Annotated in this window: 19 protein-coding genes, 1 tRNA gene and 1 pseudogene; 10 read left to right on the top strand and 11 right to left on the bottom strand. The window is 71.9% G+C overall.

Annotated features, from left to right (window positions below):
* Window positions 1–58 precede the first annotated feature (58 nt).
* Window positions 59–985: a peptidoglycan-binding domain-containing protein gene (locus tag ACQF4J_RS31225; protein WP_351578148.1), complete on the top strand. Its 927-nt coding sequence runs from the start codon at window positions 59–61 to the stop codon at window positions 983–985.
* Between the two features lie 265 nt (window positions 986–1,250).
* On the opposite strand, the gene ACQF4J_RS31220 is transcribed toward ACQF4J_RS31225, so the two are convergent.
* Entirely contained in the window at window positions 1,251–1,919 is a 669-nt protein-coding gene (locus ACQF4J_RS31220) for an HAD-IA family hydrolase (protein ID WP_351799660.1), read from the bottom strand.
* A gap of 170 nt (window positions 1,920–2,089) precedes the next feature.
* Entirely contained in the window at window positions 2,090–2,671 is a 582-nt protein-coding gene (locus ACQF4J_RS31215; protein WP_351578142.1) for a TMEM165/GDT1 family protein, read from the bottom strand.
* A gap of 390 nt (window positions 2,672–3,061) precedes the next feature.
* Between ACQF4J_RS31215 and ACQF4J_RS31210 the strand changes: the two genes are divergently transcribed.
* The 4 genes from ACQF4J_RS31210 (at window position 3,062) to ACQF4J_RS31195 (ending at window position 6,899) form a co-directional block, all read left to right on the top strand.
* A complete protein-coding gene (locus ACQF4J_RS31210) occupies window positions 3,062–3,706 on the top strand; it encodes an HNH endonuclease family protein (protein ID WP_351578139.1) in 645 nt (214 codons plus the stop codon).
* An 85-nt stretch (window positions 3,707–3,791) separates the two neighbouring features.
* Window positions 3,792–5,420, top strand: coding sequence for an alkaline phosphatase D family protein (locus ACQF4J_RS31205; RefSeq protein ID WP_351578136.1), 1,629 nt, complete (start codon window positions 3,792–3,794; stop codon window positions 5,418–5,420).
* Window positions 5,421–5,659: 239 nt separating this feature from the next.
* On the top strand, window positions 5,660–6,112 hold the full coding sequence (locus ACQF4J_RS31200) for a DoxX family protein (protein WP_351578133.1): 453 nt from the start codon (window positions 5,660–5,662) through the stop codon (window positions 6,110–6,112).
* A gap of 175 nt (window positions 6,113–6,287) precedes the next feature.
* A complete protein-coding gene (locus ACQF4J_RS31195; protein WP_351578130.1) occupies window positions 6,288–6,899 on the top strand; it encodes a DedA family protein in 612 nt (203 codons plus the stop codon).
* A 145-nt stretch (window positions 6,900–7,044) separates the two neighbouring features.
* On the opposite strand, the gene ACQF4J_RS31190 is transcribed toward ACQF4J_RS31195, so the two are convergent.
* On the bottom strand, window positions 7,045–7,269 hold the full coding sequence (locus tag ACQF4J_RS31190; RefSeq protein ID WP_351578127.1) for a DUF2277 domain-containing protein: 225 nt from the start codon (window positions 7,267–7,269) through the stop codon (window positions 7,045–7,047).
* Between the two features lie 94 nt (window positions 7,270–7,363).
* On the opposite strand from ACQF4J_RS31190, the gene ACQF4J_RS31185 reads away from it, so the two are divergent.
* Window positions 7,364–8,266: a ketopantoate reductase family protein gene (locus ACQF4J_RS31185; protein WP_427167311.1), complete on the top strand. Its 903-nt coding sequence runs from the start codon at window positions 7,364–7,366 to the stop codon at window positions 8,264–8,266.
* A gap of 9 nt (window positions 8,267–8,275) precedes the next feature.
* Here the strand turns inward: ACQF4J_RS31185 and ACQF4J_RS31180 are convergent, their stop codons facing one another.
* Together ACQF4J_RS31180 and ACQF4J_RS31175 are read right to left on the bottom strand one after the other, a co-directional pair.
* Window positions 8,276–8,749, bottom strand: coding sequence for a carboxymuconolactone decarboxylase family protein (locus tag ACQF4J_RS31180; RefSeq protein WP_427167310.1), 474 nt, complete (start codon window positions 8,747–8,749; stop codon window positions 8,276–8,278).
* A gap of 86 nt (window positions 8,750–8,835) precedes the next feature.
* A pseudogene (locus ACQF4J_RS31175) lies at window positions 8,836–9,751 on the bottom strand (aminoglycoside phosphotransferase family protein).
* A gap of 126 nt (window positions 9,752–9,877) precedes the next feature.
* Here ACQF4J_RS31175 and ACQF4J_RS31170 point away from each other — a divergent pair.
* Entirely contained in the window at window positions 9,878–10,204 is a 327-nt protein-coding gene (locus tag ACQF4J_RS31170; protein WP_351578116.1) for a hypothetical protein, read from the top strand.
* Between the two features lie 42 nt (window positions 10,205–10,246).
* Here the strand turns inward: ACQF4J_RS31170 and ACQF4J_RS31165 are convergent.
* Window positions 10,247–10,318 (bottom strand) — tRNA-Val (locus ACQF4J_RS31165).
* A gap of 177 nt (window positions 10,319–10,495) precedes the next feature.
* On the opposite strand from ACQF4J_RS31165, the gene ACQF4J_RS31160 reads away from it, so the two are divergent.
* Both ACQF4J_RS31160 and ACQF4J_RS31155 read left to right on the top strand, forming a co-directional pair.
* Window positions 10,496–11,266 carry a DUF4097 family beta strand repeat-containing protein gene (locus tag ACQF4J_RS31160; RefSeq protein WP_427167309.1) on the top strand — a complete coding sequence of 257 codons (771 nt, stop codon included), beginning with the start codon at window positions 10,496–10,498 and terminating at the stop codon, window positions 11,264–11,266.
* An 81-nt stretch (window positions 11,267–11,347) separates the two neighbouring features.
* On the top strand, window positions 11,348–12,727 hold the full coding sequence (locus tag ACQF4J_RS31155; protein WP_427167307.1) for a hypothetical protein: 1,380 nt from the start codon (window positions 11,348–11,350) through the stop codon (window positions 12,725–12,727).
* Between the two features lie 254 nt (window positions 12,728–12,981).
* Here ACQF4J_RS31155 and ACQF4J_RS31150 read toward each other — a convergent pair whose 3' ends face one another.
* The 3 genes from ACQF4J_RS31150 to ACQF4J_RS31140 form a co-directional block, all read right to left on the bottom strand.
* Window positions 12,982–14,100 (bottom strand): amidase domain-containing protein, encoded by a 1,119-nt coding sequence (locus ACQF4J_RS31150; RefSeq protein WP_427167306.1) that lies wholly within the window; start codon window positions 14,098–14,100, stop codon window positions 12,982–12,984.
* 108 nt (window positions 14,101–14,208) lie between these two features.
* Window positions 14,209–15,501, bottom strand: a complete 1,293-nt coding sequence (locus ACQF4J_RS31145; protein WP_351584550.1) for a hypothetical protein — start codon at window positions 15,499–15,501, stop codon at window positions 14,209–14,211.
* Between the two features lie 48 nt (window positions 15,502–15,549).
* Complete coding sequence (locus ACQF4J_RS31140; protein ID WP_427167305.1) at window positions 15,550–17,613, bottom strand: transglycosylase domain-containing protein; 2,064 nt, start codon at window positions 17,611–17,613, stop codon at window positions 15,550–15,552.
* A 140-nt stretch (window positions 17,614–17,753) separates the two neighbouring features.
* Between ACQF4J_RS31140 and ACQF4J_RS31135 the strand changes: the two genes are divergently transcribed.
* The gene (locus tag ACQF4J_RS31135; protein ID WP_351584552.1) at window positions 17,754–17,975 is read left to right on the top strand and encodes an FmdB family zinc ribbon protein; all 222 of its coding nucleotides are present in this window, start codon (window positions 17,754–17,756) and stop codon (window positions 17,973–17,975) included.
* 31 nt (window positions 17,976–18,006) lie between these two features.
* Here the strand turns inward: ACQF4J_RS31135 and ACQF4J_RS31130 are convergent, their stop codons facing one another.
* Together ACQF4J_RS31130 and ACQF4J_RS31125 are read right to left on the bottom strand one after the other, a co-directional pair.
* The gene (locus tag ACQF4J_RS31130; RefSeq protein WP_427167304.1) at window positions 18,007–18,822 is read right to left on the bottom strand and encodes an HAD family hydrolase; all 816 of its coding nucleotides are present in this window, start codon (window positions 18,820–18,822) and stop codon (window positions 18,007–18,009) included.
* Window positions 18,822–21,368, bottom strand: coding sequence for a phosphoribosyltransferase (locus ACQF4J_RS31125; RefSeq protein ID WP_427167303.1), 2,547 nt, complete (start codon window positions 21,366–21,368; stop codon window positions 18,822–18,824). The genes ACQF4J_RS31130 and ACQF4J_RS31125 overlap by 1 nt, the downstream gene beginning before the upstream one ends.
* Between the last annotated feature and the right edge of the window lie 14 nt (window positions 21,369–21,382).

Below are 21,382 nucleotides of genomic sequence, written 5' to 3'. Positions count from 1 at the left end.
GGGAGATCTGCATAATCTCTGGAGTTCGCGAGGGGAGCGCGAGGGGAGGGACGAACGCGTGACAGACCCCGAAGGTCACCTGTGCCCGGAGTGCGGGGCACCCAGAGGCGACGACAACACGCCGTCGTGCGGCTGCGCGCGGCGGGCGTCCGACGCCCTGCGCGATGCCCGTACGGCGCAGGCGGCCGCGGCGGAGGACTTCGATCCGCTGCGGATCAGGCCGTACGTCGACCTGGAGGGGGCGACGGAGGGGACGATGCCGTTGCGCGCGGTCGGCCCGGACCTGCGCCCGTTCGAAACGGCGGACCCGCCCTGCTTGAGCGCTCCGACCGCCCCGCCGGTCACCGCGCCGGCCTCCGCTCGCCACCCAGGTCGCCGCCGCCCCCGCACGCGCACCGTCCTGCTCGCCGCGGGCGGCGCCGTCGTGGCGGTGGTGGCGACGGCCGGGCTGGCCAGTGGGCTGTTCTCGTACGAGCCGCCGTCGCGGGACACGGCACTGCCGGACGACGTCCGGGCGAGCGTCCCGGAGGCACCGGCGAGCAGCGCGCCGAAGTCACCGTCCGAGTCGACCGCACCGGCGGGCCGCCCGGCCCCGACGGCGGCGCCCACCGACGCGCCGCCGTCCCCCTCGGTCTCGGCGTCCTCCACCACGAGCACATCGCCGTCGCCCTCCGTGGCCCCGACACGGAGTCCGGCCACGCCCACGCCCACGGCCTCGGCGACGGACACGATCAGCGCGGGCGCCAACCAGCGCACCCGCCCGCCGGTCCTGCGCCGCGGCGACAGCGGCCCCGAGGTCAAGGAGCTGGAACTGCGCCTGACCCAGCTCGGCCTGTACACGAGAAAGGCGTCCGGCCACTACAACGAGGGCGTCGAGGACGCGGTCACCCGCTACCAGCAGGCCCGCGGAATCCAGCCATCCCAGTACGGCGTCTACGACCTCGAAACCCGCTCCCACCTGGAATCGGAATCATCGGAGCCGTAAGGCCGACGGCCTGGTCCGTCGCGCGGCTGAAGTCGAAGCCACAAGGCCGGCGCGCCATGCCACGCCTCGTCGACGCAGGCAGATCCGCGCCGGCTCGGAGCCGCAGACGTCCGAGCGATGGGACACATGCTTCCGGGAGCGGTTGAAGGCGGCTGCACAGGCGCGGCGGGAAAAGGCCGGTCGCGGCCCGCACTCGCACCCTGACGCCGCCGGCGTCCGAGGGACCCGAGCCTTCAGGCCGGCGCGATGTGCCGGTCCCGCCCCTTCACCGCACGCAGATCCGGATCGTGCCGTCCGTCTTGGTCTCGATGCGTACCTGGGTGAGGTCGCGGACGACGATGTCCGGCTCGTGGAAGTCGGCTCGGGGGCCCACGCCCACGACCCGCATCCCGGCGGCGCGGCCGGCGGCGATTCCCGCGGCCGAGTCCTCGAAGACGACGCAGTCGGCGGGGGCGATGCCCAGTTCCGCCGCGCCCTTGAGGAATCCCTCGGGGTCCGGCTTGCTCGCGCCGACGCTCTCCGCCGTGATCCGCACGCGCGGCAGCGGCAGCCCCGCCGCGGCCATGCGGGCCGTGGAGAGGGGAACGTCCGCCGAGGTCACCAGCGCGTGCGGCAGCCCGTCCAGGGACGCCAGGAACTCCGCGGCCCCGGGCACCTCCACGACCCCGTCGGTGTCGGCGGTCTCCTCGGCCAGCATCCGCGCGTTGTCGGCGTGGTTCTGCTCCATGGGACGGTCGGGCAGCAGTACGGCCATCGAGGCGTGGCCCTGACGCCCGTGGACCACCTTCATGACCTCGTCCGCGTCCAGCCCGTGCCGCTCGGCCCAGCGCCGCCAGATGCGTTCGACGACGGCGTCGGAGTTCACGAGGGTGCCGTCCATGTCGAGCAGGAGGGCGCGGGCGGTGAGGACGGTGGGCACGGCGGTGACCGTCATCGGCAGCTCCAAGGCAGGGAGGGGGGAACAAGGCGGCCCCGCCCGCCGGTCAGGGAAAACGGGCGGGAACCACTTTGTTCCTCCACGGTACAAAACATGTCCGGCATCCGCCACCGCTTCCCGGAAGAGTTCACCGGCCGTTCAGCTCGTCCGCCGCCCGGCCGACGGCGTCACCCGGCCACGGCCTCCCACAGACCCCACACCCCGAGCGCTGCCATCAGCACCGCGGCGATCTTCGTGATCAGCTTCAGCGGCACCCGCCTCATCAGCGCCTTTCCGCCGACGATGCCCAGTCCGGCCACCGCCCACAGCGCCAGCACGGCACCGAGCCCCACCGACAGCGGGTCGTCGTAGCGGGCCGCGAGGTTCGCCGTCATGATCTGCGTGAGGTCACCGAACTCGGCGACGAGGATGAGCATGAACCCGGTGCCCGCGACCTTCCAGAAGGACTGGTCCTCGGGCCTGCGGATCTCCTCCTCGCCGTCGCCCTTGCCGAACAGCAGCATCGCCGCGCCGCCCAGGAAGAGCAGGCCCGTCAGCGCGTGCACGAGCCGCTGCGGCAGCAGCGTCAGCACGCTGCCCGCCGCCACGGCGAGCACGACGTGCAGCAGGAACGCTGCCGCGACGCCCGCGAAGACGTAGGAGGCGCGGTATCGCGCCCCCAGCACGAGTCCGGCGAGCGCGGTCTTGTCCGGAAGCTCCGCGAGGAAGACGACGCCGAAGACGAGCGCCAGGACGGTGATGCTGATCAAGGTTCCTCAATCGGTCGGGGCTGCCCCGCCGAGAGTGCTGAGCCTTCGCACACGACACCTCGGCACGGCAGCGCACACATGTCACCCGTGCCGTACGGCACGGGCGTGCACCGCTTTGCCGAAGGTCTCGCTGGCGAGGTCCACGAGGGACCCGCCTCCGGGCGCCGGCTCAGACGAGCTGAGCAGTATGTCGACGGTCCGGCGAAGAGCTACTCCCCTTCTGCGCCGTCCATGGTACGCGACGAGCCGTCGGGCGAAAGTTCAGCCGTACACCTTGTCGTGTCATGTACGCGTCACTAGCTTCTTACCGAACGCACACCCGGACGCAACACGGCGCCGGGAGCATTCCCCTGCTCGCACCCAAGGCCCCCACACCACAAGGGAGTTCGCATGCCGAAGTTCTACGCGCGTCGACGGCTCAGCATACTCGCGGCTCTTACCGGACTCATAGCCTCCGTCGGGCTCCTCAACGGCCCGAGCGCCTCCGCCGCCCTCCCCACCCCCGTCAGCGCCGCCACCGCGCGCACCTACCTCGCCTCGCTCACCGTGGCGACGGAGAACCGCACCGGCTACAGCCGCGACCTCTTCCCGACCTGGATCACGATCAGCGGCACCTGCAACACCCGCGAGTACATCCTCAAGCGGGACGGCACGAACGTCGTCACCGACTCCGCGTGCGCCGCGACCAGCGGCAGCTGGTACTCCCCCTACGACGGCGCGACCTGGACCGCCGCCTCCGACCTGGACATCGACCACCTCGTGCCGCTTGCCGAGGCCTGGGACTCCGGCGCGAGCAAGTGGACCACCGCCCAGCGCCAGTCCTTCGCCAACGACATCACCCGCCCGCAGCTGCTGGCCGTCACCGACAACGTGAACCAGTCCAAGGGCGACCAGGACCCCTCCACCTGGGTGCCGTCCCGGTCCGCGTACCTGTGCACCTACGTCCGCGCCTGGGTCCAGGTGAAGTACTACTACGACCTCTCGGTCGACTCCGCCGAGAAGTCGGCGCTGACGAGCTACCTCTCCGGCTGCTGATCCGACGACTGATCGTTACGCGCGGAACCTCCCCCCTCACCTCCGTCGTTCCGTACCGTACGGGGCGACGGAGGAGCGTGAGTACGTGGCCGAACTGCGCCTGGGTCCACTGCTGAGGTATGCCGACGGTTCGTCCGCGACCGTGTGGGTCGAGGCGAGCCGTCCCTGCACCGCCGAGGTGCGCTGCGCCGACGGCTCCGGCGGCCAGGCCCGCACCTTCCAGATCGCCGGCCACCACTACGCCCTGGTGCCGGTCACCGGCCTCACCGCGGGCACGACGACGTCGTACGACGTCCACCTCGACGGCACACGCGTGTGGCCGCCGCCCGACTCCCGGTTCCCGCCCTCGGTCATCCGCGCCCCGCGCGAGGACGACGAGGTCCGCGTCTGCTTCGGCTCCTGCCGCTGGGCCGCCCCGCCGGCCGACGAGCCGGACCCCGTCGGCCCGGACGCCCTCGACACGCTCGCCGTCCGGATGGCGGCCGACCCCGAGGGCGAACGCCCGGACGTGCTCCTGCTGCTGGGCGACCAGGTCTACGCCGACGAGACCTCCCCCGCCACGCAGCGCTGGCTCGCCGCCCGCCGCGACCTCGGCGACCCGCCGGGCAGCCAGGTCGCCGACTACGAGGAGTACACCCACCTCTACTACGAGTCCTGGCTCGACCCCGAGGTGCGCTGGCTGCTGTCCACCGTGCCCAGCTGCATGATCTTCGACGACCACGACGTCATCGACGACTGGAACACCTCCGCCGCCTGGGTGGAGGACATGCGGGCCACCCCGTGGTGGCGGGAGCGGCTGCTGAGCGGCCTGATGTCGTACTGGGTGCACCAGCACCTCGGGAACCTCTCGCCGGCCGAACTCGCCGCCGACCCGCTCTACGCGGCCGTGCGCGAACTGCCCGACGGGACGGACGAGTTGCGCGCCTTCGCCTCCCGCGCCGACGTCGATCCCGCCTCGGTGCGCTGGAGTTACCGGCGCGACTTCGGCCGCACCCGGCTGGTGATGGTGGACTCGCGGGCGGCCCGCGTCCTCGACGAGGAGAACCGGGCGATGCTCGACCCAGGCGAGGATCGGTGGCTGCGCGAGCAGGTGCTGGACGCCGGGGCGTACGACCATCTCCTGATCGGGACCTCGCTGCCCTGGCTGCTGCCGCACCTCGTGCACGACGCCGAGGCGTGGAGCGCCGCCCTGTGCCGCGGGGACCGGGGGGCACGCTGGGCGCGGTTCGGCGAGGACCTGCGGCGGGGGGCGGATCTGGAGCACTGGGCGGCCTTCCCGGCCTCCTTCGCCGCACTGGCCGAGCTGATCGCGAAGGCCGGTTCGGGGGCGGGGGCGCCCGCGACGGTGCTCGTCCTGTCGGGCGACGTCCATCACGCGTACGTGGCGGAGGCCTCGTGGCCCTCGGGGGCCGGGCCGGACGCCCGGGTGCTGCAGCTGACGTGCTCGCCCGTGCACAACGCCGTGCCGCGGGCGATCCGCGTCGCCTTCCGGTTCGGCTGGAGTGCGGCGGCGCGGGTGCTGGGACGGCGGTTCACGCGGCACGGCGGGTGTGCGCCGGTGCCGGTCAAGTGGCGCAAGACCGGCGGGCCCTGGTTCGGCAACCAGCTCATGACCCTGACGCTGGAGGGCCGTTCGGCTCGGCTGCGGCTCGAACAGGCCCGGGGAGAGGGCGTGTTGAAGACGGTGGAGGAGTCACAGCTCAGCTCCTCGTGACGGCGGGCCCGGAGGGTTTGGATTCGGTCATGCTTTCGGACCCCCGAGGTGTTGTGGGAGCGCTCCCACGTGCATCGACTCGGCAGGCGGCACAGGGAGCAGCGCGGACCCATTGGCCAATGTTGAACTTCCAACATCATCGGGCCTGGCCTAACGTAAAAAGCTCGTTCGGTACCGCCGCCCCATGGATCTGTCATGTCCCCGACAGTTTGCGACACCACCGAAGGAGCACCCCCCACATGTCCGCTCGCCTCAACGCAGCCCAGCCCTACGCCCTCGGCCTGTTCCGCATGGTCGTCGGCCTGCTCTTCGCCTGCCACGGAGCCGCCTCCCTCTTCGGCGTCCTCGGCGGCACGTTCGGTACCGGCGGCACCGTCCAGGCCGGCACCTGGCCGTCCTGGTACGCGGCCGTCATCGAACTCGTCGGCGGCGTCCTCGTGCTGCTCGGGCTCGCCACGCGCGCGGCGGCCCTCATCGCCTCCGGCTCGATGGCGTACGCCTACTTCAAGGTGCACCAGCCGCACGCCCTGTGGCCGATCGAGAACGGCGGCGAGCCCGCCGCGATCTACTGCTGGGCCTTCCTGCTGCTGGTCTTCACCGGCTCCGGCGCGTTCGGCCTCGACCGGCTGCTGGCCAGGCGCTCGACGGCACACAGCGAGCGGGCCGCGGAGCAGACGCCGGTGACCGCCTGACACGCCGACGCGGGGCGGCGGCCGGGTGAACGTCCGGTGCCGATCCCACGTGCCCCCCATGAATCTCCCGTCACACCACGGGCGTACGCTGTATGGCTGTTGATGGCCGCCCTGCCGCTCCCCTGCGACGTCGCGGCACGGTGTGGTCCACGGGGGAGTTCACGGGGAGTCTGCGGTGCTGGAGAGTGTGGGGTCGTTGACCGGGACCCCTTGGATCTACGCCATGGTGGCGCTGTCGGTGCTGCTGGACGTGTTCCTGCCGGTGCTGCCGAGCGGGGTGCTGGTCATCACGGCCGCCACGGCTGCGGCCGCGGGCTCGGCGACCGGCCGGGTGCCGCACGAGGTCCCCGACATCCTCGCCCTGACGTTGTGCGCCGCCACCGCCTCGGTCCTGGGTGACCTGGTCGCCTACCGGCTGGCCTGGCGGGGCGGCGAACGCCTGGACCGCGCCATCGCCCGCTCCCGCCGGCTGACCGACGCGCAGGAACGTCTCGGCGGCGCCCTGGCCCGCGGCGGCGGCGCCCTGGTCATCCTGGCCCGCTTCGCCCCGGCCGGCCGCTCCGTAGTCTCCCTCGGCGCCGGCGCCGCCCACCGCCGCGCCCGCGACTTCCTGCCCTGGTCGGCGCTCGCGGGCCTGGCGTGGGCCGCCTACAGCGTGGCCCTCGGCTACTACGGCGGCCAGTGGCTCGGCGCGACCTGGCTGGGCACCGGGGTATCGGTCCTGGCGCTCTTCGGGGCTGGGGCGGCGGCGGCGTACGTGATGCGGCGGCCGGTGAAGGCGTCGTAGCCCGGCCGACGGTGAACGCGGCCTGGACCGGACGACGGTGCAGGCGTCGTGGCCCGGCGCCCGGCCGGCCTTCTTGTCCGTCAGGCCTGTCCATCTGGCCTGTCCGTCAGGCCTGTCCATCTGGCCTGTCCATCTGGCCTGTCCGTCAGGCGCTCGCCTTCTGGCCCCGCACCTCCAGGCCGTCCAGCAGCTCCGCCGTGGCCTGTGCGATCACGTCGACGGCGTGGTCGAACACCTCCTGGTTGTGTGCGGCGGGCGCCCGGAAGCCGGACACCTTCCGTACGAACTGCAGGGCCGCGGCCCTGATCTCCTCCTCCGTCGCCTCTTCGGGCAACGCGGGCGGGCGAAGTGTCTTGATGCTCCGGCACATGGGAACAGTCTCGCCCAACTCGCCGACCCCTGCGATGATCCGTTCCGAGGCGGCCACCGTCGTGGGGCCGACCGGCGAAGGGAACGAAAGCATCATGGCGAACGACGCACTCACCGTGGCGGTGCTGGGCCCCGGGGGCATCGGCGGCCTGCTCGCCGGGCTGCTGGCGCGCGCCGGCCACCGCGTGATCTGCCTGGCCGGCGAGGAGACGGCCCAGGCGCTGCGCGGGGACGGCGTACGGGTCCGCAGCGGGAGGTTCGGCGACTTCACGGCCCGCGTCGAGGCCGACACCGTCCTGCGCGAGCCGGTCGACGCGTGTCTGGTCGCCGTCAAGCACACCGCCCTGGAGGCCGCCCTCGACCGCGTCCCGCCGTCGGCCCTCGGCGACGGCCTCCTCGTACCGTTCCTCAACGGCGTCGAGCACCCCGCCGCACTGCGTGCCCGGTACCGCCCCGACCTGGTCGCCCCCGCCGTCATCCGCGTCGAGTCGACCCGGGTCGCGCCCGGCGTGATCGAACACGGCAGCCCTTTCGCCGAGATCGACCTGACCGGCGAGGGCGTGGACCGCGAACGGCTCGACGCGCTCGCCCGGGCGCTGGAGGCCGCCGGGCCGGTCACGCGGGTGCTGGACGACGAGACGGGCGCGCTGTGGGCGAAGATGTCGTTCCTGGCGCCCTTCGCCCTGCTGACCACGCTGCACGCCCTCCCGCTGGGCGACGTACGCACAAAGCACCGGGACGAACTGACGGCGCTGGTGCAGGAGACGGCGGCCGTGAGCCGGGCCTGCGGCGGTCCGACGGACCCGGCGCAGGCGATGGCCCGCTACGACGCCTTCCCGCCGCAGACCAAGTCGTCGATGCAGCGCGACGCCGAGGCCGGCCGGCCCCTCGAACTGGACGCCATCGGCGGCGCGTTGCTGCGCGCGGCGGACCGGCACGGGGTGAGCGTGCCGGTGACGGCGCGGATCGTAAGGGAGTTGACCGAGCTACGCGCCTGACGGGCACACTCAGCGGTACTGGCCGACCTGGTAGTCACCCGCGGGCTGCCGCGTCATCACATTGCCTCGGTTGAAGGCGTTGATGATGGCGATCTGGGCGACCAGGGCCGCGAGTTGCTCCTCGTCGTAGTGCTTGGCGGCGTTCTGCCACACCTCGTCCGGGACGCCGCCGGCCGCGTCCGCGACACGGGTGCCCTGCTCGGCCAGCTCCAGGGCGGCGCGCTCGGCCTCGGTGAAGACGGTGGCCTCCCGCCAGGCCGCGACCAGTTTGATGCGCACGGCGCTCTCCCCCGCGTGCGCGAGCTCCTTGGTGTGCATGTCGACGCACCCGGCGCAGCCGTTGATCTGGCTGGCCCGCAGGTTGACGAACTCCCGTGTGGCGAAGGGCAGTCCCGACTCCCCCAGCGCGTGGCTCGCGGCGACGATCTGCTTGAACGCCTTGGCCGCGACCGGGCTCGCCATGAGATTCAACCGAGCTTCCACGATGCACTCCTCTGTCGTCCTGTCGCTTACACCCTGGGGACGAGACGGCTCCCGGCCCCGTGACACGGCAGGAAGTGACGTGGGTCTCACGCAGCCGTTTCGACGAGTCGTCGCAGTGCGGCGTGGGCGGGCGGGCCCCAGGTGGGCTTGCCGCCCGGGCGGCCGCGGACTCCGGCCTCTCCTATGAGGGCGCAGGAGAGGGCCTTGAGCACCGCCCAGCCGCGGGCGCGGCGGCGGGTCGCCGGGTCGGCTGCCGACCCGTAGGCGCCGTGAAAGCGGTCGACGGCGCCGTCCGGCAGCAGCAGCCACGCGGCGGCGAGATCGCAGGCCGGGTCGCCCGCGCAGAGGTCACCGAAGTCGATCACGCCGCACAGGGTGCCGTCCTCGGTGAGGACGTTGGCCGGATGCAGGTCGGCGTGCAGCCACAGCGCCGGCCCCTGTCGGCGGGGCGCCTCGAGGGCGTCCTCCCACACCGCGCGGACGGCGTCCGGGTCCGGGAGGAGCCCCAGCTCGGTGGCCGACGCGAGCATCCCCACGAATCCTCCGGCGCTGTCGGACAGCGGGCCACCGCGGTCGCGGCCGGCCGGTGCCCCCTCGGGCGCGGGGCGGTGGAGAGCGGTCAGGAAGGCGGCCAGGGCGTCGGCCGCCTCCGCGCCACGCGTGACGGGGGGCACGGTCGGCGGGGGCGCCCGGCACCCAGGTGGTGACGAGCCAGGGCCGCGGGAAGCGCCCGGAGGGCTCGCCGACGCGCTGTGGGACGGGGACCGGCAGCGGAAGACGAGGGGCGAGCGCGGGAAGCCAGGCGTGCTCCTTGCGCAGCAGCGCGTCGGCGGACCGCGTCGCCCAGGGCAGCCGGACGGCGAGGTCGTCGCCGACCCGCCACAACTGGTTGTCCCAGCCACGGGCGCCGAACTCCACCGGCAGACCTGCCAGGTCCGGATGCTGGTCGCGCAGCAGATCCCGGACCAGCTCCGCGGTGATCTCGATCTCGGTGTGGGTCATGCGGGCCCACGCTAGCCGCACGGCGACGCGCCGTTCGAACCCCAACTGCGGGGCCCGGTCAACCCGTTCGCATGAACCACCCGAACGCACTCGCATCCCAAAATCGAACAGGCGTAGCATTGTGCCGTGGCAACGACCTATGACTTTCCGAGTGACCTCCTCGCCGGTCAGGAGGAGCTGCATCAGGTCCGGGCCGAGCTGTCGGCCCTGCTCAAGCGCCTCCCCTGGTCGGTCGAACCCCTGGACGGATTCAGTGACACCGGCGGCTGGCGCAAAGTGGAACGCCCCGCCTCCCCGGGCTGGACACCCGACGAACAGGCCGAGGTCGAAAAGCTGCGCCGCCGCGAACACGAACTCGCCGTCTTCGTCACGACCCACCGCTTCTGGACGGAGGTCACGGCCGGGGACCGGGTGGACGCCCGCACGACCCTGAAGCACGCACACGAGCGGTGAACACGAAAGACCCCGGCCTAAACGGCCGGGGTCTCCACACGGTGGGCGCGGACGGTTTCGAACCGCCGACATCCTGCTTGTAAGGCAGGCGCTCTACCCCTGAGCTACGCACCCGAGACGAGTCGACAGCCTACCTTGCCCGAGGCAGTGCCCCGCAAACCCGTATCGGCAGCGTGTTCGACACGGGGGTTATCCCCACCCCCGATCCGCCGGTGGTCCGGATGCCGTTCGGGGATGGGGTTGCCTAGCGTCGAGGGGTCTTCGTAGGGGCGGTACAAGGGGGAACTCGTCATGGTCGGCCGTAGTAGTGGTGCCCGGGTGGCGCTTGCCGTCGTCGCCGTCGTGCTCGTCGGTGGGGTCAGCGCCTGTGGGGCGTCCGCGGGGGACGACAAGGATCCGGATCACCGGACGTTCACGCTCCCGGGGCGGACGCTGACCGTGGACTCGGACGACTCCGCGCTGGAGATCGTCGCCGCGGACGGGAACGCGGTGGGGAAGGTGGCGGTGACCCGGTGGTTCCAGGGGAAGGTCGCCATCGGCAGTGGCCCCAAGGTGACGTGGTCGATGCACGGCGACCGGCTGGTGCTGCGGGTGAGGTGCTCCGGTGTCGTCGCGGACTGTTCGGCGCGGCACCGGATCGAGGTGCCGCGCGGGGTCGCGGTGAAGGTGAGGGACGGGGACGGGAGCGTGCGCGCGCGTGGCTTCAGGGACGCGCTGAGCATCAGTACCGGCGACGGTTCCGTGCGGGTCGGCGACTGCACCGGTCCGCTGGAGGTGCACACCGGTGACGGGTCGGTGCGCGCCGAGGTCGACTCGCGCACGGTCCGGGCGGAGAGCGGCGACGGGTCGGTGCACCTGGAGCTCGGTGCCGTGCCGGATCTCGTGGACTCGCGCAGCGGCGACGGGTCCGTGACGATCTCGCTGCCGCGGTCCACGTACCGGGTGGCGGCGCGGACGGGCGACGGTTCGGTGCATGTGTCGGTGCCCCGCGACGACTCCAGCTCGCATGTCGTCAGGGCCCGTTCCGACGACGGCGAAGTCACTCTGCGCACGGCGAACTGACCGGCCCGTGTGTTCGTCCTCTACGGGTGGGAGAATGAGATCGGGCACCCGCCAGGACGGATGACAGCACGGGAGAGGGATGTGACGGCGACACCTTCGCAGCCGTACTCGCCGTCGGTGCCGCGCGCACACCGCCACCGCCACGCGCTCGCGGACACCCTCACACTGCTCGCCCTGCCGCTCGTGGCCGCGCTGGCGCTGCCGGCCGCGTTCGCCGGCGGCGGCACCCGGCGCTGGTTCGGCGGGCGGTCCGAGTCGCAGCGGGCGGAGGCGCAGGCGGCCAAGGACGCCGCGGCGGCGGCGTTCTACGAGCTGGACACCGCCCAGCGGGATCTGCGGATCTCGATCGAGACGATCACGGCGGTGGACTCCACGCAGGGCGCGCGCCGGGCCGTGTCCGACTTCGAGGCGCTCGGCCGCCGTATCGACGAGGCGAGCCAGCGGTACATCAGCGCGGTCGACGCCCATGATCTGGACCGTGACGACCTGGAGGCGTCGGTCGCCGCGCAGGCGCGTGGCGAGCTCACGCGGGCCAAGGACGAGCTGGCGAACGTCAAGCGGGAGCTGGACCGTTTCGCCGACGGCCTCGGGCCGTTGCTGGGCAAGGCGGAGACGCAGCTGGCGCGCCTGGCGCCCGCGGTGGAGCGGGCCCGTCAGGGTTTGCTCGCCGCTTCCAACGCCCTTGACGCGGTGCGGGGTTCGGGGCTGAAGGCGGACGATCTCGCCGCCCGGCTCGCCGCTCTCGCCCCGGAGCTGACCAAGCTCAACCAGGGTGCCGGGCAGCACGGTCTGCCGCAGACCCTGGAGCGGGCGGAGCGGGTGGCGCGGGAGGCCGAGGCGGTCCGGGTGGAGGCCGAGCGGCTGCCGGAGAAGGCGGCCGAGATCGACCACCGGCTGGTTTCCCTGCGTACCCGCGCGGAGTCGCTGACGACCCGGGCCGGTCAGGTGGAGCCGGTCCTGAGCGAGCTGCGGCGGCGTTTCTCGGCGGCCTGCTGGCAGGACCTGCAGCAGGTGCCCGAGCACGCGGTGGAGAACGTCCGGCAGGCGGAGACGAAGCTCAAGGAGGCGCAGGCGGCCCGGGACGCCCAGCGCTGGCCGGACGCGACGGCGCTGCTGTCGACGGTGCGAGCGCTGTTGAACACGACGGACGAGTCGGTGTCGGCGGCCCGGGACCGTCTGCAGCGACTGAACGCCGTGCAGAAGGATCCGCAGCAGGAGGTCGAGCGGACGCGGTTCGCGATCCGGGACGCGCAGCGGCTGGCGATGTCGGGGCGGTCGACGCCCGATCCGCGGCACGCCCGGCCGCTGGACGACTCCGTAGCGCGCCTGGACCGGGCGATCGCCTCGCTGCAGGGCCGCCATCCCGACTACTGGCACTTCCTCACGGAGACGGAGGCGGTGCGCGCGACGGCGGCGAGGGTGGTCGCGCAGATCCGCGAGGAACGCGGCACCACGTCCTAGGGGGCGCTGCGCGACCGGCCCGGGCCGGTGGGCTAGGGCCTGTTGTTTGGATCAGCTCGGCTGCAGGGGACGGTGCCTTGCGGCCGAGCCGAGCGGGGTCTGGTGCGTGCAGCTGCAAGGCGGAGGAGGGAGTCGACGCGATGGGGGTCCCCCCGCTCGAGCGAAGCCGAGAGTGGGGGAGTCGGCGAGTGACGACAACGCGGCAGATGCGCGTGCCAGACCCCGCGACGCCGAGCTGATCCAAACGACAGGCCCTAGCTGCGGTAGGCGTAGTAGCCGGAGTTGGGGTAGGACGCGATCAGGCTCGGCAGGGAGCGGCGGTAGGTGTCGGCGTCGTGGTACGTCAGGTAGGGCACCCCGCTGCCGCTGCGGTACGTCGTCATCATCGAGTGGTCCTTCGAGCCGTCCTTGTCGAAGTCCATCTGCAGCACGTCACCGACGTCCATCTGGTAGGCGTTGGCCAGCGCGGTCGTCCGCCGGGCGGTCTGGGTGAACCAGGACCACTCGTTGACGCCGATCCAGGTGTCGGAGTCGCTCGACGTTCCGGAGTACCAGGTGTCGTAGTCCTCGGTGGAGTTGGTGACCTGCTTCCAGCCTCCGGCGTACAGGGACTGGCTGAGGAAGTTGGTGCAGTCGCCGCCCATGCCGTTGTAACGGCGGTAGGCGGTGTTGTAGTTCTTCCAGTACTTCTCCGCGTAGGCGGCCATCGCCGGGTAGTTGTACGGGGTTGTGGTGCCGAGGTTCTTCGGCGCCGCCGGTGCCGGGTAGGTGGTGGCCGAGCTGGGCGCGTCGATGACGGCGCCGGGGCGGGCGGTGGCCGTCGCGGGGGCGGGGGCGGGCGCGTTGACGGGGCGGGGGCCCTTGTCGGTGAGGCGTTCGCGGGTGAGCTGCCAGGTGCCGTCGGGGGCGGCGGTGAAGGTGAAGCGGTGGTGGGCGGTGAAGCCGGTGGTGGCGGGTTCGTCGCCGCGTATCTTCGCGTAGGTCAGGGTGGTGGTCTCGGTGGCCCGGACGGTTGCCGTGCGGCCGTGCCGGCGGACGCTGTCGACGGTGACCCGGGTGTCGGCGTCGGTGTACGCCTCGCCGAGGGCGGCGAGGCGGGAGCGGGTGCCGTGCAGAGCGGTCAGGGCGGACGTCTCCGCCTTGGCCTGCGCGGCGGTCAGTCGGACGCCCGTGGTCGTCTCGGCGGAGGTGAGGGCCGGGCGGGTGGCGGGCCGGGTGCCCTGGACGAGGGCGTCCGTGCGGTCGGTGAGGACGGCGTCGGCGAGGCGGCCGAAGGCGTCGGTGGTGGCCGCGGTAACGGCTGGGGCGTGCGTCTGGGCCGCGTGGGCGGCGGTGACGGGGAGCAGGACGGCGGAGAGGGCCGTGGCCGCCACGGCGGTGCAACGGGCTCGAGCGCCTAACGTGCTGGATCTCACTGGGGCTTCTCCTGGGGAGTGGGGGGTGGCCGGATCAGCTGTCATGGCCGTCACAGCTGTTGCCGGCTATTTCACGACCGTCGACCAGTCGGGCGACTGTGCGGGGTCCAGTCCGCGCAGGCGTGCGAGGGTCTCCGGCTTCTGCACGTCCAGCCAGTCGGCCAGTTCCTTGAAGGAGACGCACTTGACGCCCTTCTTCGTGCAGACGTTCTTGATGACCTGGTCGACGGCCTTCATGTAGATGCCGCCGTTCCAGTCCTCGAAGTGGTTGCCGATGAACAGCGGGGCGCGGCTGCCGTAGTAGACGCGGTTGAAGCCGTCCATGTAGGAGGCGACGGTCTGCTGTTCCCACGTGGGGTAGTCGGCGGGGTTGCCGTCGGTCTCGCCGCCGGACTGGTTGTAGAGGAAGTTGAAGTCCATGGACAGGCCCTGGTAGTTGGCGCCCTGGTACGGCAGGAGCTGGAGGGGGAAGTCCCAGATGCCGCTCTTCTTCTCGGGCCATATCTGGAAGCCGCCGGGCGAGGAGGCGTCGTAGCGGTAGCCGTAGTCCTTGATGACCTTCAGGAGGTTCTTCTGGCCCTCCAGGCAGGGGGCGCGGCCGCCGACGACCTCCTTCCTGAAATCGAAGGGCAGGGCGGGGATGTCCTTGAAGCCGGTGTTGGTCTTCCACTTCTCCACGAGCGAGTAGAACTGGTCGATCTCCTGCTTCCACTCGTCGGTGGTCCAGTACTTGCCGCTGGTCTTGCTGTCGCAGAAGTGGCCGTTGAAGTGGGTGCCGATCTCGTTGCCCTCGTCGTAGGCGAGGCGGAGCTGCTCCAGGGTGGTGCGGACGTGTTCGTCGGTGGGGTAGTCGATGGCCGCGGCGCCGGCCTTGTGCAGGGGCGGCTCGTAGAGGGTCTTCTTCTGCTTGGGCAGCAGGTAGATGCCGGTGAGGAAGAAGGTCATGTGGGCGTCGTACTGCTCGGCCATTTCGCGGTAGTGGGAGAAGAGGTGGTCGCTGCCCTCCAGGGCGCCGTCCCAGGAGAAGACGACGAACTGGGGCGGCTTCTCCCCGGGCTTGAGCGGAACGGGCTTCAGCTGGCCGCTCTGCGGGCCGGTGTAGGAGGTGGAGCCGTCGCCGAGGATCTTGGTCTTCCCGTCCCAGGAGGGCTCGGACTTCGGCTTGGCCTTCGCGGAGCGTTGCGAGGAGGCGGCGGGCTGGGGGTGGTCCTGGCGGGTGAGGGCCAGGGCGCCCGCGACCAGGGAGGCCACGACGAGGAAGGCGGCGAGGGTGAGGACCTCGGGGCGGGCGGGGCGGCGCGGGGCGCGCTCTTTGCGTCGGCGGCCCTTGGCTTTTGTTCCTGGAGCGGTGCGGCTCATGCGGTGCTCATTCTGCGAGGGAGTGGGGGGTGGTACGGGCTTCGGTGATCAGTCGAAGCCCATGGCGCCCGACCACACGGCGTAGGGGACGCTGCCGGTGGGCGTGCCGGCGATGCCCTTGAGCGGGAGCGGCTCCAGGGACTTGGTGAGGTCCATGCGGTAGACGACGACCGCGGTCGACAGGGTGTCGGTGTTGCCGGTGTACCAGGCGGCCTTGTCGTCGGTGGTGATGCCGGCCTTGCCGCCCGCCCGCAGCGCGGGGACGGTGGGGTGGGCGCGGAGCAGGGAGCTGGTCAGCGCCGCGGAGACGTCCTTGGCGACCTGGGCGTCGATCGCCCGGTGGGCGGTGGGCGTGGCCAGGGGGACTTTGGCGCCGTTCTTGGTGATGCGGCGTACCGAGTACGGCTCGGTGTGCATGCCGTTGGCGGCGAAGGTGGCGTAGCCGCTGGCCATCCGGATGGCGCTGGGCGTGGAGCTGCCGGTGGTCAGGGCGGGCACCTGGGCGCCGAGGCTGGAGGAGAGCAGTCCGGCGGCCACGGCGGTCTGGCGGACCTTGTCCAGGCCGGTGTCCATGCCAAGTTGGGTGAAGGGCGCGTTCACGCCCTGGGCGAGTGCGTTGCCGAGGGATATCTGCCCGTAGGACTTGCCGTCGTCGTTGTGGGCGAGGACCCGTTTGCCGCTGCGGTCCCAGTACGGGCCCTCGGGCGTGGTGACGACGGTGCCGTCGTCGCCGTCGTAGACGGTCTCCGGGGTGACGGTCGTGGTCGGTCCGGTGCGGGTCTTGCGGACGCCGTGTTCCAGGCCGGCCGCGTAGACGAAGGGCACGAACGCCGAGCCGGCCGGGACGGTGGTGGCGTTGGACTCGTTGTAGCCCTGCGTACGGTGGTCGGGGCCGCCGTAGACGGCGAGGATCCGTCCGTCGGTGGCGACGGACGCGGCGCCGTAGTGGACGGTCTTCGCGGCCTTGGGGTCGTTCTTCTTCGCCTGCTTGCGGGCCTTGGCGACGGCGTCGGTGAGCCGGGTCTCGCGCTTGCGGTCGAAGGTCGTGTAGATCTGGTAGCCGCCGAGGTCGAACTGCTTGTCCGAGATGTTCGCGGACTTCTTGGCGTACTGCTGGGCGAGTTCGACCAGGTAGTCGCTCTGCTTGCCGGTGTCGTAGACGCGGGCGGTCTTGAGGGGTTCGGGGAACGTCTTGTACTTGGCGCGCTCGGCCGGGGTCAGCTTGCCGATCTTGACCATGCGGTCGAGGATCCACGACCAGCGCTCCACGGCCCGCTTGTGGTTGGCCTGGGAGAGGGTGGGGTCGTAGAGGCCGGCGCCCTTGAGCAGCGAGGCGAGGAACGCGCCCTGGCTGGCGTTGAGGTGGGAGACGTCCGTGCCGTAGTAGGCCTGGGCGGCGCGCTGGATGCCGTAGGTGCCGCGGCCGAACCAGCTGGTGTTGAGGTAGCCCTCGAGGATCTGGTCCTTGCTCATGCGGTTGTCGAGCTTGAGGGCGATCATCGCCTCGGTGAACTTGCGGCTGACGGTCTGGTTCTGCGTCAGGTACACGTTCTTGACGTACTGCTGGGTGATGGTGGAGCCGCCCTCGGTGTCGCCCTGGCCGATGGTGCGGTAGAGCGCGCGAGTGATGCCCTTGAGGGAGATGCCGGGGTCGGAGTAGAAGCTCTCGTTCTCGGCGGCGAGCACGGCCCAGCGGACGTTCTCGGGTATCTCCTTGAGCGGCATCGCCTGCCGCTGCACCCAGCCGGTGCGGGCCATGGGGGTGCCGTCGGACCAGTAGAAGACGTTGTCCTGCTGGGTGGCGTAGGAGTTGAGGTTCTTGGGTATGTCCGTGGCGGCGTAGGCGATGACCAGGAACAGGCCGGTCAGGCCGATGGCTCCGAGGAGGCCGCCGAGCCACTGGCGCCAGGAGGGCAGCCAGCGCTGCCAGCCCATGCGGCCGGGGCGGGGGTAGGCGGGGCGCAGACGGCGCAGGACCGGGAGGAGGGGCTGGAGTCGCTCGCGCAGTACCGTCCATACAGATGTCCAGACAGATGTTTTGGGCGCGGCGCGGCGGCGGCGCGGCCGACGGTGGTCACCCGGCCGGCCACTGCGCTGTGCTGTCCCGGTCACGGGCGAAAAATATCAATGATCTTCGCATCTTCTCCACATGCGATTGTGTTAAGAACGAGCACATATCAACCACAGAGGTACATGGTGGACTTGAGACTTGAGTCACACCTGGGACGTGGAACCGCCGCTAACCTTTTCGCATGCCTCGCTACGAGTACCGCTGCCGCACCTGCGGCGACACCTTCGAAGTCAGCCGGCCGATGGTCCGCTCCTCCGACCCCGCCGCCTGTCCCGCGGGCCACGAGGACACGGTGAAGCTCCTGTCGACCGTGGCCGTGGGCGGGACCGCGTCGGCCCCCGCGCCCAGGGGCGCCGGTGGCGGGGGCGGGGGCGGATGCTGCGGCGGAGGGTGCTGCGGCTGAGGCCTCGGAGCCCGTCGGCGCGCCGTCCCGCTCAGGGCGTCGTGTTGCGCGTGGCCCTCAGGAACTCCCGCAGGATGCGCTCCCCCGCCAGCACTCCGCGTTCCGGCAGTGCCGCGATCTGCGGGGCCGACCAGGCGGCGTCCGCCAGTTCCCCGTGGCCCGGGCGCCAGCCCCGGTCCGCCGCCAGCAGCAGGTCGGCGTCCAGCAGCGAGTCGCCGGCGGCCAGCGTCAGCTCCGCGCCGGTCCGCCGGGCGACCTCGCGCATCGCCGCGCTCTTCGTCAGCGGCTTGGGGACGGCGTAGATCTTCCGCCCCTGCAGCGACACCGTCCAGCCGCGGTTCTCCGCCCAGACCGCGAGGTCCTTGACCCACTCCTCCGGCAGCAGTTCGCGTTCGACGACCAGGTAGGCGAAGAGGTCCTCGGCGACGCGGTGCTTGCGCACCCAGAGCGGGTCTGCGTTGGCCAGCAGGTGCTCGCGCACCTCGTCCAGCGGCGCGCACTCGTCGGCCAGCCGGGCCGTCACCCGCGCGTGCCAGTCCAGGTCGGACACGCCGTCCACCATCAGGTGGCCGCCGTTGGCGCAGATCGCGTACTTCGGCGCCGGGCCCGGCAGGTTGATGCGCAGGTACTGCTTGCGGGTCCGGGTCGTCGTCGGCACGAACACCGCCGCGTCCCCGAGGTCGGTCAGCAGCGCGGCCGCGGTCTCCGTCATGAACGACAGCGGCCTGCTCTCGTGCACCTCGACGCAGAGCAGCCGCGGCGCCCGCGCGTCCGGCATGGTCAGCGCGAGGGCCGCCGGGGAGTAGATCAGCGTACGGTCGAGGTCGCTCGCCACCAGCACCGGCATCAGACGTTCACCGCCTTGCCGTCGGCGCCCGTCGCACCGCGGGTGTAGCGGGGGTGGATCAACCCCACGCAGGTGTACGGCAGTTCGCCGACCTCCTCGACGGGAACCCCCCTCTGCTCGGCCAGCAGCCGTACGTGGTCCAGGTCGGCGCCCGCCCCCGCCCGCGCCAGGATCTTCCAGGGCACCCGGCGCAGCAGCACCCGCGTGGTCTCGCCGACGCCGGGCTTGACGAGGTTCACGTCGTGGATGCCGTACTCCTCGCTGATCCGCTCCACGGCCGCCCAGCCCTCCCAGGTCGGCGCGCGGTCGGCGGACAGCAGTTCCTTCGCCTGGGCGTCGACGGACTCCGTGAGCTCGGGGAAGCAGGCGGAGACGGCGTCGAGGAAGTCCACGGAGACGTCCGCCCCGGCGAGTTCGCGGTAGAACTTGGCGCCGTGGAAGTCGTGAGGGCCGACCAGGTCGGCGCGCAGGACCGTGCGGGAGATCAGGCCGGAGACGGTCGAGTTGAGGCAGGCGGAGGGGATCAGGAAGTCCTCCCTGGTGCCGTACGTCCGTACGCACGAGCCCGGGTCGGCCAGCACCGCGATCTCCGGGTCGAAGCCGGTGATGCCGTCGGACGCCTCGAACTCCTCGATCGCGTCGGCGAGTTCGCGGGTGATGGCGCCCTTGCCGGTCCAGCCGTCGACGAACACGACGTCGGCGGGGTCGTGGTGGGCGGCCAGCCAGCGCAGGGCGTTGGCGTCGATGCCGCGGCCGCGGACGATCGAGACGGCGTAGTGCGGCAGGTCGAGGCCGTGCCGGAACTGCGCCCAGCGGCGCATCAGCACGCCGACGGGGGTGCCCGCGCGGGCGAGCGAGACGAGGACCGGGCGGGGCGAGCGCTCGGCGAGCACGAGTTCGGTGACGGCACCGACGGCCTGCGCGAGCCGGGTGGCCGTGGTCCCCAGCGCCGCGTGGAACAGCTCCTGGTACTGCTCGCTGGGCTGGTACTCCACCGGCAGCGACTCCGCGTAGTGCGCGCCGCCGCTCTGGATGGCCTCCTCCCGCTCCTCGGTCGGCGCCTCCAGCGTCACGTCCGAGAGGTCCTGCAGCAGCCAGCCGACCTCCTCAGGGGCGTACGAGGAGAAGGCGGGGCCGCGCAGGGGCTCGGACAGCATGGAGGGCCTTTCGGGAACGTACGAGGGCACGACCGCGAGCAGTACGTGCGGGGTGTGGGCGGCGAGCTGGGCCAACAGGCCGTCGGGAGCGTGCAGTTCGGGGGTGTCGGCGGCCGAGTCGACCACGGCGACGACCGCGTCGAAGCCGGCGCCGGCCATGTTGTAGGCGTAGCGCTCGCCGGGGCCGTCGGCCGGGTCGTCGTGGGCGGGGAAGGCGATCCGGCTGCGTATCGCGTAACCGGGGTCGTCGACGGCGAGGACGGGCGAGCGGGTGGTGGTCGAGTAGCGCACCTCCACGCCCTGGGCGACCTGCTCCAGCTCTCGGGCCAGGCGCAGGGGGGCGTACATCAGCTCCTCGAAGCCGAGGACATGCACGCGCCGGGCCCCGTCGGGCAGCGCGTCGGCCAGCCGGGCGACCATGGCGGGCAGGGCAGTGTCGAGGCGAGCTCGGTGGGCCGGGGTGAACCCGTGCCGGCCCCCGTCGGGGAGGTCGCGGGGCCACAAGAGGTCCACTCGGTCGACGGCCGGGTGCGGGTGAGTGGGGGCTGATCGCGCAGTTCCCCGCGCCCCTTCAGGGCGTTCACCGGAGCGCCCCTCGAGGGGCGCGGGGAACTGCGCGACCGGCCCCGACGCGCCCGCAGCCGACGACGCACCCCCCGCGGCACCTTCTGCCTCGTACCGCGCCACCAGTTCCTGCCCCTTCTCCAGCACCCCCTCCGGCAGCCGTACCGTCCCCGAGGCCGCCGCCACCAGGTCGACCCCGGCGCCGATCTCCCGCGCGAACTCCTCCAGCCGCCCGGTGTCCGCCGCCGAGCGCATGTCGACGAGGGCGACGACCACGTACCGGCCCCTCGGGTACCGGCCGTGGAGGTCGCGGATCGTGTTCAGCACCGTGTTGCCGGTGGAGAACTCGTCGTCGACCAGCACCAGCGGCCCGTCCCCCGCCAGCAGCGCGGGGTTCTCCGGCAGCAGCAGGTGCGACGTGGCGTGGGAGTGGGACTCCTCGAAGCCGCCCGCCGCCGTCACACCCGTGACCGGGCGGCGGGTGGAGTGCAGATAGGGGGCGGAGCCGATGCCGTCCGCGACGGAGTGGCCCAGTCCCGTCGCCGTCTCCGCGTACCCGAGGACCACCGCCTCGCCCGCCTCCTCGGCACCCAGCAGCTCCCGCACCCTGCGTCCCAGGGCGAATCCGTAGCCGTACACCACCGAGGGCGACTGCGGTACGTGCTTGCCGAGCACGTTGGAGACGAGCAGATGCGCCCGCTTGGGGTTGCGGCGCAGCGCGAGCCCCAGCAGCTCGGTGAGCTCGTCGTCGCCCATGAGTTCGAGCCCGAGCCGCTCGGCGACCCAGGTCCCGGACCACTCTCCGTCGTTCACTGCGTTGATCATGATTCCCTGGTCGG

This window comes from Streptomyces sp. C1-1 (assembly GCF_050214755.1).
Taxonomy (GTDB): domain Bacteria; phylum Actinomycetota; class Actinomycetes; order Streptomycetales; family Streptomycetaceae; genus Streptomyces.
This window is presented reverse-complemented; position numbering and strand designations above follow the sequence as displayed.